Origin of the sequence: Rummeliibacillus stabekisii, assembly GCF_007988965.1 — a bacterium.
Classification (GTDB): domain Bacteria; phylum Bacillota; class Bacilli; order Bacillales_A; family Planococcaceae; genus Rummeliibacillus; species Rummeliibacillus stabekisii.
On the sequence record NZ_BJVD01000012.1, the window covers coordinates 17,688 to 32,879 of the forward strand.

Consider the following 15,192-nt stretch of genomic DNA (forward strand, 5'->3'; position numbering starts at 1 on the left):
ATAATGGAAGAAAAAAAGGTCACTTGGTTAGAGCTTTTTTATGATTTGCTAATTGTAGCAGCTATCGCTACTGTAACTCATATTTTAATTCATGTGGAAAAAGGATACATACAATCAGATTATCTATTAAAGTTTGTACTGATTTTTATTCCCATCTGGTGGGCTTGGGTAGGACAAACGATGTTTACCAATCGCTACGGGGAAGATTTATTTCATCACCGTATATTTTTGATTTTACAAATGTTCTTTGCACTCATCATGATTGCTAGTTTATCAGTAGATTTCGATTCGTATTATAGATCTTTTCTAGTAGGCTATATTGGACTAAGGGCATTAGTCGCAATTCAATATCTTGTTGTACAACGGACAGAGGTAGGGACTCGAAAGAAAGCTGCACTCTTTTTTGGAAAGTACTTTTGGGTTGGTATTATTGTTTCATTGTGCTCCCTCTTTTTTGACTCATGGATTAGGTATCTTATATTGTATACAGGTATATTTCTGGATATCTTAATACCAATTATTGGGCGGAAACGATTGGTGATGGTACCTACAAATACAGCCCATTTATTTGAGCGCTTTGGTTTATTTACTATCATTCTCTTCGGCGAAACTTTAGTCAGTACACTGGCTGTAATTCAACCAAAACAAGGTGATTGGAATTCCATATTATTTACTTTAGTTTCATTCGTTTTAATCATATCAATGTGGTGGCAATACTTCGATAATTTAGAAAAGAAAGTGAATAAATCTATAAAAACAGCAGGTCAAACGATTATATATGGTCATCTATTCATTTTGATGTCTTTAAGCATGATTGCAGCGTCGATAAGATTATTATTTATGCACGAGGTTAATTATTATTTTATTTTATTTTTTGTTTTTGGATCGGTATTACTCTACTTTTTATCAACTTCATTTGTTTTTCATCAATATAGATATAAGGAACAACGATTAAAAATATATCATTTAGGTTTATTTTTAGGGATTTTAGTTGGATTTTTAATTCTTAATTTAATCATTACAGTACCTAATATTTTAATTATGGTAGAATTAATTGTATTTTTTGTTATCTATGCTAAGTTAACAACTTTTTAACTAACTATGGAAGTAATTTCTTATTTTCATAAAGAGATTAGATTTATAGTTTACTATGAATCTAAAAAAATATGAGGAGTGATAAAAATGGGATTAAAAGAGTATAAAGGCGAAAAAATTACAGTTTCTTTTGACGGGGAAATTTGTAAACATGCGGCTGAATGTGTTAAAGGGTTACCGGAAGTTTTTAATGTGAATGCTAGACCCTGGATTTCTCTTGATAAAGCAGATGCTGAAAAAGTAGTTGAGGTAATTGATAGATGTCCAAGCGGTGCACTAAAATATAAAATTTAAGGTGGGAATAAGGTTGCTGGAGATTAAACAAGGTAGTCAGTCATTTTATATAGGTGATGAGAAAAATAGTGAAGCAGAAGTTCATTTTGTTCGTGTAGGAGAAACTCGGATTATATTAGATCATACACATGTAGCAGAACATTTAAGAGGAAAGAATGTAGGACAACAATTAGTAAAAGCTGCTGTTGAATATGCTGAAAAAGAAAAATTACATGTTATTCCACTTTGTCCTTTTGCAAAAGCTGAGTTTGACAAGAACCCTGAATATCAAAAGTTATTAGGGTAACTTTAAGTAGAGGAGTAAATTATGTTACTTCTCTATTTTATGTTGAATACATATTATAAAATGACCAACAGGATGTGGTGGCTTAAGTGGTGCGATTGTTGTCACGGTTTTTAGCCCAAGTTCCTACGCTCTGTATCTAAGTTAAAAGTGATCTGCAAGTAAAAATACTCCCTCTGTATAGAGGGAGTATTTTTACTTTGATTAACTATCAAGTAGTTGTGTGAAAGAGGTATGAACTGTCACCAAAGTAGAGCTGACTGTTCAGAATCCTTCTTTTCCTTAGGGAACCCAGCCAAATATTTCGCGTATAGCATTCTTGATTTTCTCGCTATTTTATTGGTGCTCTTAAGCCCAGCCTTCGAAAATTTCAAGTATGGTGAACGATTGTTTAGTTCAATTATCCAAATACGAAGATCTCGGTCAATGGCTATATCAACGCCGGATTTGAAGATGGAATCATATTTATCAATCTCTTTAACAGCTTTAATGGAAATTTCAGACATTTTTTGCCGGATACTCAACGCCTCAGATTCAGATAGGTTAAATAATGTTAAAATTAAGGATTGTGCGTTATGCATTCTTCCACCACTTGAGAGGTTGCTAATACCGCTGCCTTTCTTTCCTTTTCTGCCGACCATCCCTACGTCTTCCCACTGTCCACTCTGGTCTTTTATAAGAGCAATTCGAAAATCAAGGGGATGATTTTTTTCAATTTCTATATCTATTTGTTGTTGTATAATAAAATTTTTACTTTTGAATTTAGAGTTCACATAATCCAGTAGTTCGGTATCAGAGGAAAATCGAATCGTCGTATTTTTCTTTTTTTGCCGGAACTTGACGCAATAATGATCATGTTCTGCAATAAATTTTTCAATACCAATTCCTTGAGATCCTGAGAGTGGTTTTACATAAATAGTGCCAAGTTCTTTAAGATACTTTAAAATATCTTCCGGCTTCTTATATAAGAATGTTTTGGGTAAATGGGGAAGCAAATCTGGATTTGAGCGAAGCCGCTGATACATTTTCCATTTATTAATACCTGCTAGATGAAAAAATCGTGGTCCATAAAGTTTTTTTAAATAGTTCTTTTTGTCATTAGACAAGGAAGTTCTTTTAACCATTACGGAAGGAAATGGGAAAGTCCCTTCTTCCCATTTTTTCGAAGATGGGTTGTAATAATAACCATGGACCCTAGAGTTCTTTTCATCTACCCCTTCCTCCGATAATGCTAAGATGACGCCCCTTACGAATCGATACTGTTTCTTTATTTGTTTAAGCTTTTTTATTTGTTTCAGTTTATTCACACTCTTTTTAAGCTTCTTTTGAGAATTTGTTATCAACACACCAATAAATGGGCCAATGATTATTTCACCGTTCTGAATTGCAATTTCATAATCCGCTTCTAAAGGAAGCTTTAGATATTCTATGACACTGTTAGATAATCCTATTTCGTTTTCTTTTATTGTATCTAATTGTTTACAAATGACCTCCGTTTTTTGAAAACCAAAATGAATCGTAGTGTTTACCATTGTTTCGTCAAGTTTGTTTCTTTGGTTAGGGTGTAACATGAGGCATGGACTATCGTCATTAATAGGAATTAATTTAAATATGCTATTCAAGTAATAACTTCCCTTCATATTGTTATTATATTTATCAGGAGTGTATTTCAAAAATTTGTCCCAATTTTGGTCTCAGTAGAAAAGTATAATGTTATTTTACTTATGCATTTACTAGTGGCAATTTAGCTAGTAACAAAATGGGGGCAACTATTTATAGAGAGCAGCGATTCACAAAGTAATTTTATATGATGAAAGGATGATGGAAAGAAACGGAGCGACCTCACCAATTGATTGTATTAAACACTATGGTATAGAGTTCCATCCACCAAGAATTGTAATGTTTTTTTAAATCTTTTTTGGATTTGTCCCTTTCCTATATGTGAAAATCGCAACTACTTTTTACAAAATAGTTGCGGCTTTCACTGTAACGTAAATCGAATTGGTTTATCTATAAAACATTAATATTTTGGTTCAATTTCAGGGAGTGGTCGATTTACTAGATTTGGTGGAAACGAATTAATTGCGCAGATACAATGTAAGTCTACAATAATACAGCTTTTCGTTTTCCGAAGTGAGTACAATTCATCATCGAATGTGTCAATCAAATTTCCGTCCATATCTATGGCTTCAAGTAGTGACAATTCTGCACAGCAAGTTTCCTCATCATATTTTTCTAATCGAAAAAAAGGAGTTACTGTGCATTTTGTGAATGCTTTTAAAGGCTTGAGATTGTTTTTCATCAAAAGCATAAAAGGTATGGTATCTGTCGTCGGAGAAAAGCATATAAATTGAAACTCCTTTAGTTGACCAGATAATATACTTTGTTCCCTCTGTAATGTTTTCATTGCTTTGCAAACGCAATTTTTGTTATCCACTAAACCTCCCCCTCCTTGGTGGATAATTCTTCGTGTGCTATATTCCTATCGTATGGTGGATGATAAAGAAAGGGGTGGGTGATTGTACTTCAATCTAATGAGTTTTTTTGATTAGCGAGATAAGCAGCATATGGAATTGTATTCATTGCAGCGTCCAATTCTCGATAAACTAATCCAGGTCTCCAATTCACTTCAAAGATCCAGAGCCTTTTATTTTCATCGATTCCAATATCAATCCCTAATTCATCAAATTGGTTGTTATATAGGGCTTCAAACTTTTGTAAAAAACGCTTGGGGAACTGTTCCAACATTCTTAGAATATCGTAGCTTTCTTCACCATATTCTTTTTCCAAGAAAGTTTCGAGCTTCCCAATATAACCTCCTGCACTTATGTTACTAATAATTCCATCATCTGAACCGATGCGTGGATAAATTAACGTAATTGCCCACTCTCCGTAGCCATTTTTCTGCATATGAATTCGAAAGTCAAACGGGAATCCATCCTTTGTTCGGCTTGATATATAAGGTTGAACGAGATATTCCTTTTCATTAATAACTGTTTCAATTTTTGTGCGTAACTCAGTTACGCTCACAACTTCTCGATGAAAACCTTCTAACAACTCAATCTGATCTCCAATACGTTCTATAAAAATTAAACCTTTTCCCTGACTTGACGATAAAGGCTTTATAATTATTTTTTTGTATTGTTCTAATGCACTTAAAACATCTTGTGGATCCTTGATTGTTTCAGAAGGTATTAGATAATGAGCATATTCAGGTATAGTCTTTATTTTTTCAAATACTTGCATTTTGTTGCCTATTGGATGACTTGTAAAAGGTATGATTTTTTTAAGCCGCCTAGATACTTTTTTCTGATATGAAGTTTTCATACCTGCAACATTATAAATTACATCTGGAAAAGGCATCTCTTTTAGCACCCAAGTTCCATTTTCATATTGATAGCCTTGGATAGTTTTTTCTTTAAATTTAACACCACTAGGAGAGAAGAAATAAAAATCAATACCTTCCATCTTTGCAACTGAAGCACAAATAAAAGCTTTTTTAATCTTATGAGGATGTTTTCTATAATGAAGCATTGCAACAATCACCATTATATCTCCTCCGATAATGGTTCTATATAGAATTTTATTTGGTTATAAGCATTCATTGCGTTTGCCTTCGCTTCTTCTAAGGTATCGCCGATTGCCATCACATACCCATAACGATGGCCCATGGATATAGGGGGCCTAATGACTGCTTTTTTACGTGTTTTAATATAAACCTCTCTTACTCCAGGTTCATTTGAAGCTCTTTTTTTACCTGTCACCTTTAAAAGACGGCCGACTGCGTTTATCGTAATATAGTGTGTATAAAGATGTTTTTCATGTTTCCTAACTAGGTTAGGTTCATCACCAAGATAAAGTTTAATTGTTTCTTCTACAAGATTTATTCCGAATGCTTCTTCTATCATTCGATTCATTGCTCCCCCGGATATTCTAGGGTTAATCTCAATTAGCTTCCAATTTCCATTCACATATCTAATCTCGAGATGGCAGGCAGCGTTAGTTACTTTTAAATCATTCATAATTGATTCAACTGTGTTGCTCAGCTTATTATAAAGATCATCCTTTACATTTAGCTGAACAGCATAACCGGTTATAATAAATTTCAATTCTTTTGTAATTTCTTGTTTGAAAATAGCGACAATATTTACTTTCCCTTTATGGACAAGGACTTCCACTAAATATTGCGGCCCATCTAAATATTCCTCAAGCAATATTTGTTGATCGGGATATAATCTTAAGAATTTCTTCATGATCTTTTTCAATTCAATTTTATTTTCAACTAAATAGACATCCTTCGATGCTTTTGACATTGGTGATTTTACAATGAAAGGGTATTCGTGTTCTTTATTAATAAAATCACTGAGATTGGCCATGGGCTGAAAAACTTCAAATTTAGGAGTTGTTGAATTTTCTTTTAAAGCACTTCTTGTTGACGTTTTATCCTCCATATTTCTCAACGCTTCTACAGATATCTGTGAATTACATAATTCATTTGAAAGCTGTGCGGCTAATGATACGAATGGATCTACAAAACTAATAATTGTTTTAATGACTTTGCCCTGTATTTGAAGCTCGCTAATCTTCTCCCTTATATGGTCCTCTGTCATTTTTTCAAAGTGAACCATTTTTGTAATATCGGGGAACTCTTTTCTTTGCTCTAAGAGTCTTTCTTTTTCTGTAAACAAAACGGTGAAAAAACCTAATCGAGCAGCAGTTTTTACTGCTTCTCTACTAGAACCACTTTTTGTGGTTTCAATAAAAATGATAGTCTCCAATTTATCACTCTCCAAAGGAAAAAACTTAGGTCATTGGAAGTCCCTAAGCATCCAAGTATTTTTGACTTGCGATAAAGTAATGTTTTACAAATCCCCCATTCTGATTTAAAGAGAGTTGAAAGCACCAGGACCATGCAATGTTTTTCTTTTAAGCATTTGAACAATGTACAGATGTATTAGTGATTTGCGGAGTTATTTTTAGATGAGTAGAATGATTTTATTGAATAGAGTCATATGAATGCTACTTTGAAGGATACGAGGTATTGTTTATCTTTTAGCAGCTTTTTTGTACATGTCCTTACCCTGATTCCCCAAACATGCTTGAGAAAGAAGCATTTGTTAGTATGGAGAGCAACTTTTTATCTCGCGTTTCATACAAGCAAGTATAGGTGAGGAGAGATTACTTTAACGCTACATAATCAAGGTGGAGACATCATTCCTTTTCTAGATCGTTTTCCTTCGTTATTCATTCAGCAGCAGTATAACGACCCGAGGGGGAAGCCAGTCGAGTTCCTTCCAAGCACGTCGTTCATAATTGATGCTTGAATATTTTTCAGTCTCGATTTCTCATTGAAACAAATGAAATTAGTATGGGCTTAGGCTTCGATAACGAGTACTTAAAATGAAACCTCAGTTTTCCCCAACCAATAATCTTATCTATTTTTTTCTTACTTCGTAAATCACCTTTTTATCAAATACACTATATATATATGAACTATCAATAGTGGTTGTATAGGTAAATTTACTATATGTATTTAATTTTATACGCAATTAATCTATTCGTTGCTTCTAGTTATTATCTATTCACTAGAAGTGGCAAATTCACTCTAAATAAAAGACTAAGAGACAAAAGGATTTTCTTTTGGTCAGGAGTTCCTACTGTCTGGCAAGGTTCCGTACTAATAGAGAATGTAGAAGGTGTCCGATTGGTCATTAAATTATTTATTGTTATAGACAACTGTTTTATAGAGTTGTATCCAACTACTCCTTTAGATAAGGAATTGATAAATATTTTTATAAAAGTTGTAACGAAACATCTAGTCGAGGTATTAATGATTTGAACAGCAAGAGAGAGAGGGTCGTTATGAATAAGCTTGAAGAAGAATACGAAGAAATCCAACCGAAAATTTACGCATTTTTTTATGCAAAGACAGGAAATCAGGCAACTGCTCAAGACCTTTGCCATGATACCTTTTATGAGGCATGTAAAAACATCACATCATTTAATGGTGTTTCTACCTTATCGACTTGGATGTTTTCGATCGCAGTGAACTTATTGAAGAAGCATTACCGAAAGAATAAGTATCAGCGTAGCTTAATGCAAAAACTCTCCTTGATGCCAGAAACGGAAATCAATACTTTAGAAGAATTAGCCGAAATCAAAGAGGATACAAAAAAACTTTTATATCATATTTCAAAGTTGGAAGATTCAGCGAGAGAGATTGTACTGCTTCGTATATACGGAGAGCTGAGTTTTGCGGAGATTGGTGTATTAATCGGTAAATCTGAAAACTATGCACGGGTTACTTTTCACCGATTGAAATTAAAAATTCAAAAAGCAATGGAGCTGACTTTATGAACACAAACTGTGCGGTGACGCAAGACTTACTGCCATTATATGAAGAAGAGTTATTGCATCCGGATACTCAACGGTTTGTTGAGGAACATTTGCAAAGCTGCCAAGAATGCCGGCATATAGCGGAACAATCACAAATTCCACTGCCTGCTCAAGTAAGACCCCACGGTGCTTCAAAAAACATGATTCGAAACATAACCATGAAATTGACGACAATACAGATTTTCTTTGTAGCAATTGCCTTTATTTTAGCGATGAGCACGACCGTTATGAATGACAATAGTGGGTTTATCCTGACCTATGCCATTTTGGGAGCAGTCACGTATCTGTTCTACCGATCTGTCCTCGTTACAGTCCTGCTTGCGGGCGTACCGAATTTCCTGTGGAATTGCCTGATATATATGACGAATTGGTTCGGTAAATTTTATGCTGACAGTTTTTCGGAAGCTCTTCAAATAGCACTGACTACTTTGATTATTCACCTGTTGGTTACTGTTATTGGAATCCTTATCGGCTTTTGTATTCTTAAAATAAGAGAGGGAAAATGAATATGAAAAAGAAAATAATATATAGTGTAATTGCCATTTCATTAATTGCCGTCATCGTAGTTGCTTACATACAAATGAGCGGAAATACAATGGATAAACATAAAGCAAAAGAGAGTCTAGAAGCGTTTTTAGAACAAAATTATCCGGATATGAATTACAAGATTAAGCGATCTGTAGAGCATGGATGGACTGACAGTACCTATCAGTTTAAAGTAGTGAAAAAGGATCTATCAGCAGTTGAAACCACCTACTCATTCTATGTCTCAGGTATCGAACCCTATGAAGTCTTTAGTGATACGATTCATGAGTCTAACATAGACAAAGAGGCATCTAAAAAACTAAATACGGAGGCAGAGAGGTATATTCGAACGCTCCTTCGGAAAAAAGTGCCGCAAGTCGATTCAGTGGATACTGATGTAGAAGTATACAGTAAAGTCGCCAAGGAATGGACGCCTCAGGTTAAAACACCAAAGCCCATCATAATTATGCTAGAGATCGAAAAAGGGAAGCTAACAAAAGAACAGATGCTACAACAGTGCAAGCTGATGCAGAAACTGTTGAATGACCAATCAATCGATTATGGTATGGTTGAGGCGGGGTATCGCAGTATAGTGAACGGGGAAGAAGATTATGAATATGTTAGCTTTACTCCAGAACAGAAACTGACAATACATGATGTAAAATAAAATACCTGTTGTTATGTTAAGGTGGCATTTTGGGATTCACAACCTTTCCAATAAAAAATCCTTCTACCTTATAGGGTAGAAGGATTTTCTTCTGCTACGATTGACCTTTCACTCTCCGACTTCAAATATTTTCGATAGCCAAAACGAGAGATTATGATGCTAATCTCATACAAAATGCATAAAGGTATAGAGACTATAAATAGCGACATAACATCCGTAGGTGTAATAATATCTGCAATAACCATTAAAATGAAGTAGGCGTATTTCCGAAACTTGCTGAGCATTTGCGGCGTGATAATGCCAAGTCGCGTTAAAAATAAGACAACCATTGGCAATTCAAATACAATCCCAAATGGGAGTGTCAGCTGAATCAGAAATTGAAAGTATTCGTTAATGCCAATAGTTTGCTGAATATCCATGTCTGTAGACATTTCTGCCATGAAATGAATCATATAAGGGAATAAAATCTTATATGAAAACATAACGCCAAGCAAAAATAAAAACACAATATAAGGGATATACCGCAATGTTGCCTTTCGTTCTGTCGGATATAAACCTGGCGTGATAAAGGCCCATAGCTGATATAAAATAATAGGTGACGTCATAACAATTGCCAATACAAAAATCACTTGGAAATAAATATTGACTGGATCTGTTACTTTAAAAGAATGAAGCTGTAATGTCTTTGCTTCATTGCTAAATTGCAAAAAGTGGATGAGAGGCTGTGCAAGAAAAAAACTAGCTATCACTGCCACCACAAAGAATACAGCAATAATCATCAATCGTTTTCTTAATTCATCTATATGTTCAATAATCGTTAGTTCAGTATGATTCATTTATAAACATCCTAGCTTATTTATCTTCAGATTTTGTAGATTCTGAAGGATTTTTAGACGGTTCATCATCTTCCATTAATCCGTTTGTAGCTTTTTTGAATTCGCGAAGGGTAGTACCCATAGCTTTTCCCAGTTCAGGTAGTTTCTTTGGTCCGAAAATGATTATGGCAACAACAGCAAGTATAATTGCCGTTACAGGACTAATTCCCATTCATAACACCTCCTAGATATTTAATAAAATGAACAACAAAATATGCGATGCCTATCTATAATTTTTAAAAGAGAGCTTATTGAAAATGTCTATAATAAAGTTGTATAAAGGATTAAGGATTCTCGCTTGTGTCACAACAAGTAAAGAAACACAAAATCCGATAAAACCACCAGCTAAAACATCCAAGGGGTAGTGCACTCCGATATAAATCCTTGAAAGTGCCATAACACATGCTAATCCAAGCAGTATCAATCCGGCTTTTCGTCTATTCCAAAAAACTGCAAACGCCAAGGCAAATGATCCAGCAGCATGGTTACTGGGGAATGAAGGGTCCATATTTGATTTGTTGAATAATAGTGTTACTGAATGGTCAACAAATGGTCGTGGTCGAAAATGGACGATTTCAATAATCATGTCTATCCCAAGTGTAAGAATGACAATAGTTAATGCAGACAAAACGATCTTCTGATTTTGTTCTTTATTTTTAGACCTTGAAAACCAAAGACAGATAAAAAATAATCCAAATAGCAGAGGGCCATATTTTGAAAAGTAGAGAACTAGATGATCAATAAAGATACTTTTTCCTGCAAATTGGTTAATGAGTTTAAAAATTTGATAATCTAAATTCAATGGTGACCTCTCCTATATGAAGTAGTGTTACTTATTGGGTTTTCTTTTGTTCACTAGTAGTCAAAAATGTTTTTAGGGCTTTTTTGTTCTTTTCAAGATCTGCATCTAACACAGCACCTACAATTTCATTTTTGTTCTCATAAGAATCTGCTATAGGAATACGCAATGTTTCCATGCCTTTTGATTTTCCAGCTAGTAAACCCTTAGCAATTGTAAGGATTGTTTTATTATCCACATTGGTCTCAATATAGCTATCAGCCGTTCCAAGTATCTTCGGTAAATTCACCAATGTTTTCATACTGATGGCTTGTTCTTTCACTTTTGTTAAGACTTCTTGCTGTCGTTCTACACGCCCAAAATCACTTAAACGATCATGTCGATATCGTACATAACCTAGTACCTGATCGCCATGTAAAGTTTGTTTACCGGAATGCAAAGTCATACCAATGCCATATTCCATAGTAGAAGGAATATCCACAGTAATACCATCAGGTGCTAGTAGATCAATTATTTTAGAAAATCCTTTAAAATCGACAACAGCATAGTAATTTGCATCAATATCGAAATTTTGTTTTATGGTTTCTCTTAAAAGCTCAGGTCCGCCAAATGCAAAAGCACTATTTATTTTTTGCATACCATGTTTTGGGATATCAACATATGTATCTCTCATGATAGAAACAAGCTTTACGTTATTCGTTTTTTGATCATAGTGCGCAATCATTAAGGTATCTGATCTCGAATGTTCTTCTCCTCTTGAATCACTTCCTATTAACAATACATTCATCTTTCCAATATGCGTATCTGCACCTTCAAAAGGTTTAAATGTTGTTTTCACCTCTTTAGAAGGCCCTTTCTCTGCCGAAGCTAAGCCGCTATTATATTGATAACACCAATAAGTTACACCAGCTATAATGATCAAAATGAATGTTAAGAAGAGGTTTCTAAATACTTTCCGTTTACTACGTTTCATAAATTCACCTGCCTAAATTATTATGGTTTTAATAATGCATTCGTAATAAGTTGTACAGCAATCGCATCGTCTAAATAGCCGATGGGCAGTAAATAATCCGGAATCACATCAACTGGGATAATAAAATACAGTAATGAACTACCGATTAGGGCTAATTCAAAAATAGAGCCTTTCCTTGATATAAACCTTGTATGAAAGTCCTTTAATTTATTAATGAAGGGTCCTACACTACCAACTTCCTGTATTTTTTGTTTAAAACCATTAGTAATTGTATTTTTTCCTTCTTCTGTTTCTGCATATGCTTCATAGCTTTTTAACTTTTGCTTCACTCGTTCAATTGAAAAATTCTCGTCATTAATATTAGAATCCTTAAATATAGATTGTATTGCACCAATAGACACATGAAGATCCGAATCTAATTCTCCAGAATTCTGTTCTAGAGGATAGCCTGCTGCTTCAAATAGTTTAATTAAAGGAATTCCTAGACATTCTGCAAATTTTTCTAAATGTTGAGGAGTTGCTTTTCGTTTATTATTAATGATTCGTGAAATTGTGGCTGTATCAATTCCAGTGAGCTCACTAAAATTGCGCATGGATAATGAACGTTCTTTTAATAATTGTCTCAGCAACAAACCGAGTTCAGAACTATTATTTGGCTTGTCCATGTGTAGTCTCCTTTCATAAAAACACTATAAAAATAATTTCTTTAACTGCGAATATGAAACTATCATTCTCAAAAAGAATATAGTTAAATTGACAAATTGTCAACACTGCGTCAATAAAAAGGGAAATGGACTATTTAAAGTTGAGGACGAATAAATAACTTCCATTTTATTTAATTCAAAGATATAACAGACCAGATTGGTGAGAATAAAAGCTAAGCTAGAAGCATTTATATAAAAATAATGCCAACCATTTGCTGGTTGGCACTACTTTTTTCTGCTACGAAGTAATCTTGTCTATTTCGTTGGTTGAATATACGGCACAATCGGTACTGTCACGCCTATCGATGCACCTCTAATAAAGTCTTTCCCAAGTAATTCTTTAAAATTTTCAGTGCGACCAGTTAGCATGACCCCTAACAAAGTTATTTCGTTAAACGGCTTGTTTTTATTCTTGGCAATATATTCTTGGATTACCTCCATTGATTGTCTTGAATCGTATTTTTTAAGGTTGTTAACAAAATCCTCGAATGAATCTTTTGAGAGTTTAGAATCGGAATAACCATAAACTTGTACGCCTGATGGTCCTGGTGTTTCATCTACTATCTCGGACATCATATATAGCCAAGCTATATTTAAATTTTCGGGTATGTAATCGCGTACTTGTTTCATTGTTAACGGCTGCTTGAATGAGATTGCCACCTCAGCTACCTGATTTTTTATTTGAATTACAGCTGGGAGCTGATTTTGAACACCACCATAATATTGTTTAATCGCAGGATGATAAAACGTGGCGAACCTTTGCTTTGTTTGTTTATCGTACTCAAAATAAGTATCCCCGTTCTTGTGGAAGCCAGGTGTTCGTTCGTTGCTATCACCAGAAGTACCAAACAATGAATAAGTACTCGTTAATGTACTCCAAGGTACTAGATAACCATCTATATCTTTTGAGCGATATGTGATAATATTGCCACCGAACATTGTAGAATTGCTTGTTACCTGGGAGTCAATATTAACATTAGGTTGAGAAATAGCGTTCTCTAAAAATAAACTTTCATGTAATTGAGCTGTATTTCGGACAGTTAAATAAATGCCTATTCGGCTAATTATAAATAGTAGGGTAATACAAACGATAAAAGAAATAAGAGCAATTTTAACCAATTGTTTTCTTTTTGCTTTTTTTAGTGCCTTTTGAATCGATGAATCCATGCATTAATCCCTCCATTTTCTGTATGGATTGTTTTTCGTGCCCGGTAAAGCTTTTGCTTAATATTGTCCTCACGTAAATGAAGTAATTGTGATATTTCCCCATAAGTTAATTCATAATAATATTTTAAAATAAAAATCTCTCTATACTCCTTTTTTACATTTTTTAATAAATACATAATTTCATCTTGATTAAAAAGCTGATCAAAATCAGTATTTCCACTAGCTAACTTAGATTGAATTTCATCAGATAGTGGAACATTATGCTGAAATTTTTTTCTTTTTAAATCAATAAAGTCATTGAGGGCCACTCGATAAAACCATGGACGAATTGTTTTTTCATCCAGGTTACTTAACATGGAATAGATTTTATAGAAAGTATTTTGAATAATATCTTCTGCATCTTCTTTTGATGCTCCCTTTGAGCGTAAAAGTAGAAACACTTCCTCTCCAATTTGAATCAGATAGGAGGTAAACGCGTCTTTTTGATTCATATTTTTCCCCCTCATTGATACAACGGATGAAGTGCTAAAAAAGTAGACAAAAAATAATTATAATTAAAAGATTAATTTACCATATACTGCAACAAATCTACTTACCATGAATAAAAAAAGAGAGAATTTTAAAATATCTAAATAGTTAATTTATGGTATAATGTTCTAATGAGTCCAACAAAAAGATAGGACTGAAATTAGTCAAAAATAGGGGTGTCAGCTTGGGAAATATCAACACGTTAATAGTTGAGCATAGTCAAATGGAAGGTGAAAGGATTCTATTGCGTCCAGTTTCGTTTGAGGATGCTGAGGATATGTTTGAATATACATCAGATGAAGAAACGACTCGTTTTCTTTATGCAGAGCATAAAGATTTAGATCAGACAAAGAATTTTATAGCAAATTATTTTATAAAAGAACCTATTGGCAAATATGCTATCGTGTTAAAAGACAGCAACAAAATGATTGGTGCGATTGAGTTCAGAGTGCATGAATATAATCATAGCGGAGAACTGGGGTATACCATGAATCGGCATTATTGGGGTAAAGGCTATGCAACAGAAGCAGGGAAGTTGATCCTCGACTTAGCCTTTAATATCCTTGGCTTAGAGCGTGTATTTGCAGCGTATGAGGTGAAGAATGCAGCATCTGGAAGAGTACTAGAGCGCTTAGGTATGAAGTGTGAAGGCATCCTTCGAAAGAGTGAAATGATCAAGGGTGTATTAGTAGATAGCGCGTATCATTCTATATTAAAAGATGAATATATGCTTTCTCGTAAAAAGGAAGGCTAAGAGATTTCTAATTTATACTTCGAGCGTCAAATAATAAGGCTAGTTTTCATTTATTAACATGAAAACTAGCCTTTGTTTATCGTGAATCACATAGCAACAGTTCAATTTTTTTCCGAAGGTCAGGGTTAATTC

General features: G+C 34.1%; 18 protein-coding genes. 7 read left to right on the forward strand and 11 right to left on the reverse strand.

Annotated features, from left to right (window positions below; translation table 11 throughout):
• Positions 1 to 3: 3 nt before the first annotated feature.
• The 3 genes from RST01_RS14350 to RST01_RS14360 all read left to right on the forward strand — a co-directional run bounded on the left by RST01_RS14350 (position 4) and on the right by RST01_RS14360 (position 1,675).
• Positions 4 to 1,095, forward strand: coding sequence for a low temperature requirement protein A (locus RST01_RS14350; protein WP_147197841.1), 1,092 nt, complete (start codon positions 4 to 6; stop codon positions 1,093 to 1,095).
• An 87-nt stretch (positions 1,096 to 1,182) separates the two neighbouring features.
• On the forward strand, positions 1,183 to 1,389 hold the full coding sequence (locus tag RST01_RS14355; RefSeq protein WP_147197842.1) for a (4Fe-4S)-binding protein: 207 nt from the start codon (positions 1,183 to 1,185) through the stop codon (positions 1,387 to 1,389).
• 13 nt (positions 1,390 to 1,402) lie between these two features.
• Positions 1,403 to 1,675, forward strand: coding sequence for a GNAT family N-acetyltransferase (locus RST01_RS14360; RefSeq protein ID WP_307723588.1), 273 nt, complete (start codon positions 1,403 to 1,405; stop codon positions 1,673 to 1,675).
• A gap of 239 nt (positions 1,676 to 1,914) precedes the next feature.
• On the opposite strand, the gene RST01_RS14365 is transcribed toward RST01_RS14360, so the two are convergent.
• The 4 genes from RST01_RS14365 to RST01_RS14380 all read right to left on the reverse strand — a co-directional run bounded on the left by RST01_RS14365 (position 1,915) and on the right by RST01_RS14380 (position 6,450).
• The gene (locus RST01_RS14365; RefSeq protein WP_184117615.1) at positions 1,915 to 3,294 is read right to left on the reverse strand and encodes a YheC/YheD family endospore coat-associated protein; all 1,380 of its coding nucleotides are present in this window, start codon (positions 3,292 to 3,294) and stop codon (positions 1,915 to 1,917) included.
• A gap of 398 nt (positions 3,295 to 3,692) precedes the next feature.
• Complete coding sequence (locus RST01_RS14370) at positions 3,693 to 4,109, reverse strand: CotY/CotZ family spore coat protein (protein ID WP_147197846.1); 417 nt, start codon at positions 4,107 to 4,109, stop codon at positions 3,693 to 3,695.
• An 89-nt stretch (positions 4,110 to 4,198) separates the two neighbouring features.
• A complete protein-coding gene (locus RST01_RS14375) occupies positions 4,199 to 5,221 on the reverse strand; it encodes a YheC/YheD family endospore coat-associated protein (protein ID WP_147197848.1) in 1,023 nt (340 codons plus the stop codon).
• A complete protein-coding gene (locus tag RST01_RS14380) occupies positions 5,221 to 6,450 on the reverse strand; it encodes an ATP-grasp domain-containing protein (RefSeq protein WP_147197850.1) in 1,230 nt (409 codons plus the stop codon). Before RST01_RS14380 ends, RST01_RS14375 begins: the two co-directional genes overlap by 1 nt.
• 1,084 nt (positions 6,451 to 7,534) lie before the next feature.
• Here RST01_RS14380 and RST01_RS14385 point away from each other — a divergent pair.
• Genes RST01_RS14385 through RST01_RS14395 form a run of 3 tightly spaced genes read left to right on the forward strand, consistent with a single transcriptional unit; the run spans position 7,535 to position 9,260 of the window.
• A complete protein-coding gene (locus RST01_RS14385; RefSeq protein WP_147197852.1) occupies positions 7,535 to 8,029 on the forward strand; it encodes an RNA polymerase sigma factor in 495 nt (164 codons plus the stop codon).
• A complete protein-coding gene (locus RST01_RS14390; protein WP_147197854.1) occupies positions 8,026 to 8,574 on the forward strand; it encodes a zf-HC2 domain-containing protein in 549 nt (182 codons plus the stop codon). Before RST01_RS14385 ends, RST01_RS14390 begins: the two co-directional genes overlap by 4 nt.
• A 2-nt stretch (positions 8,575 to 8,576) precedes the next feature.
• Entirely contained in the window at positions 8,577 to 9,260 is a 684-nt protein-coding gene (locus RST01_RS14395) for a YfjL-like protein (RefSeq protein ID WP_147197855.1), read from the forward strand.
• A 68-nt stretch (positions 9,261 to 9,328) separates the two neighbouring features.
• Here the strand turns inward: RST01_RS14395 and tatC are convergent, their stop codons facing one another.
• The 7 genes from tatC to RST01_RS14430 form a co-directional block, all read right to left on the reverse strand.
• Complete coding sequence (gene tatC, locus RST01_RS14400) at positions 9,329 to 10,096, reverse strand: twin-arginine translocase subunit TatC (protein WP_147197858.1); 768 nt, start codon at positions 10,094 to 10,096, stop codon at positions 9,329 to 9,331.
• Positions 10,097 to 10,112: 16 nt separating this feature from the next.
• Positions 10,113 to 10,307, reverse strand: a complete 195-nt coding sequence (gene tatA / locus RST01_RS14405) for a twin-arginine translocase TatA/TatE family subunit (protein WP_147197860.1) — start codon at positions 10,305 to 10,307, stop codon at positions 10,113 to 10,115.
• Positions 10,308 to 10,358: 51 nt separating this feature from the next.
• On the reverse strand, positions 10,359 to 10,937 hold the full coding sequence (locus tag RST01_RS14410; RefSeq protein WP_147197862.1) for an undecaprenyl-diphosphatase: 579 nt from the start codon (positions 10,935 to 10,937) through the stop codon (positions 10,359 to 10,361).
• 31 nt (positions 10,938 to 10,968) lie between these two features.
• Positions 10,969 to 11,907, reverse strand: coding sequence for an LCP family protein (locus tag RST01_RS14415; protein ID WP_147197864.1), 939 nt, complete (start codon positions 11,905 to 11,907; stop codon positions 10,969 to 10,971).
• Positions 11,908 to 11,927: 20 nt separating this feature from the next.
• Complete coding sequence (locus tag RST01_RS14420; RefSeq protein ID WP_147197867.1) at positions 11,928 to 12,572, reverse strand: helix-turn-helix domain-containing protein; 645 nt, start codon at positions 12,570 to 12,572, stop codon at positions 11,928 to 11,930.
• A gap of 294 nt (positions 12,573 to 12,866) precedes the next feature.
• Entirely contained in the window at positions 12,867 to 13,778 is a 912-nt protein-coding gene (locus tag RST01_RS14425) for a sigma factor regulator N-terminal domain-containing protein (RefSeq protein WP_147197869.1), read from the reverse strand.
• Positions 13,751 to 14,269, reverse strand: coding sequence for an RNA polymerase sigma factor (locus RST01_RS14430; protein WP_147197871.1), 519 nt, complete (start codon positions 14,267 to 14,269; stop codon positions 13,751 to 13,753). The genes RST01_RS14425 and RST01_RS14430 overlap by 28 nt, the downstream gene beginning before the upstream one ends.
• A 221-nt stretch (positions 14,270 to 14,490) precedes the next feature.
• Between RST01_RS14430 and RST01_RS14435 the strand changes: the two genes are divergently transcribed.
• Entirely contained in the window at positions 14,491 to 15,060 is a 570-nt protein-coding gene (locus RST01_RS14435; RefSeq protein ID WP_147197872.1) for a GNAT family N-acetyltransferase, read from the forward strand.
• Positions 15,061 to 15,192 lie beyond the last annotated feature (132 nt).

Bases quoted from the DNA above. Each gene is read 5' to 3' on its own strand.
- RST01_RS14350 (WP_147197841.1), top strand. From the start codon at position 4: ATGGAAGAAAAAAAGGTCACTTGGTTAGAGCTTTTTTATGATTTGCTA.
- RST01_RS14355 (WP_147197842.1), top strand. From the start codon at position 1,183: ATGGGATTAAAAGAGTATAAAGGCGAAAAAATTACAGTTTCTTTTGAC.
- RST01_RS14375 (WP_147197848.1), bottom strand. From the start codon at position 5,221: ATGGTGATTGTTGCAATGCTTCATTATAGAAAACATCCTCATAAGATT.
- RST01_RS14385 (WP_147197852.1), top strand. From the start codon at position 7,535: ATGAATAAGCTTGAAGAAGAATACGAAGAAATCCAACCGAAAATTTAC.
- RST01_RS14390 (WP_147197854.1), top strand. From the start codon at position 8,026: ATGAACACAAACTGTGCGGTGACGCAAGACTTACTGCCATTATATGAA.
- RST01_RS14395 (WP_147197855.1), top strand. From the start codon at position 8,577: ATGAAAAAGAAAATAATATATAGTGTAATTGCCATTTCATTAATTGCC.
- tatC (WP_147197858.1), bottom strand. From the start codon at position 10,096: ATGAATCATACTGAACTAACGATTATTGAACATATAGATGAATTAAGA.
- tatA (WP_147197860.1), bottom strand. From the start codon at position 10,307: ATGGGAATTAGTCCTGTAACGGCAATTATACTTGCTGTTGTTGCCATA.
- RST01_RS14415 (WP_147197864.1), bottom strand. From the start codon at position 11,907: ATGAAACGTAGTAAACGGAAAGTATTTAGAAACCTCTTCTTAACATTC.
- RST01_RS14420 (WP_147197867.1), bottom strand. From the start codon at position 12,572: ATGGACAAGCCAAATAATAGTTCTGAACTCGGTTTGTTGCTGAGACAA.
- RST01_RS14425 (WP_147197869.1), bottom strand. From the start codon at position 13,778: ATGGATTCATCGATTCAAAAGGCACTAAAAAAAGCAAAAAGAAAACAA.
- RST01_RS14430 (WP_147197871.1), bottom strand. From the start codon at position 14,269: ATGAATCAAAAAGACGCGTTTACCTCCTATCTGATTCAAATTGGAGAG.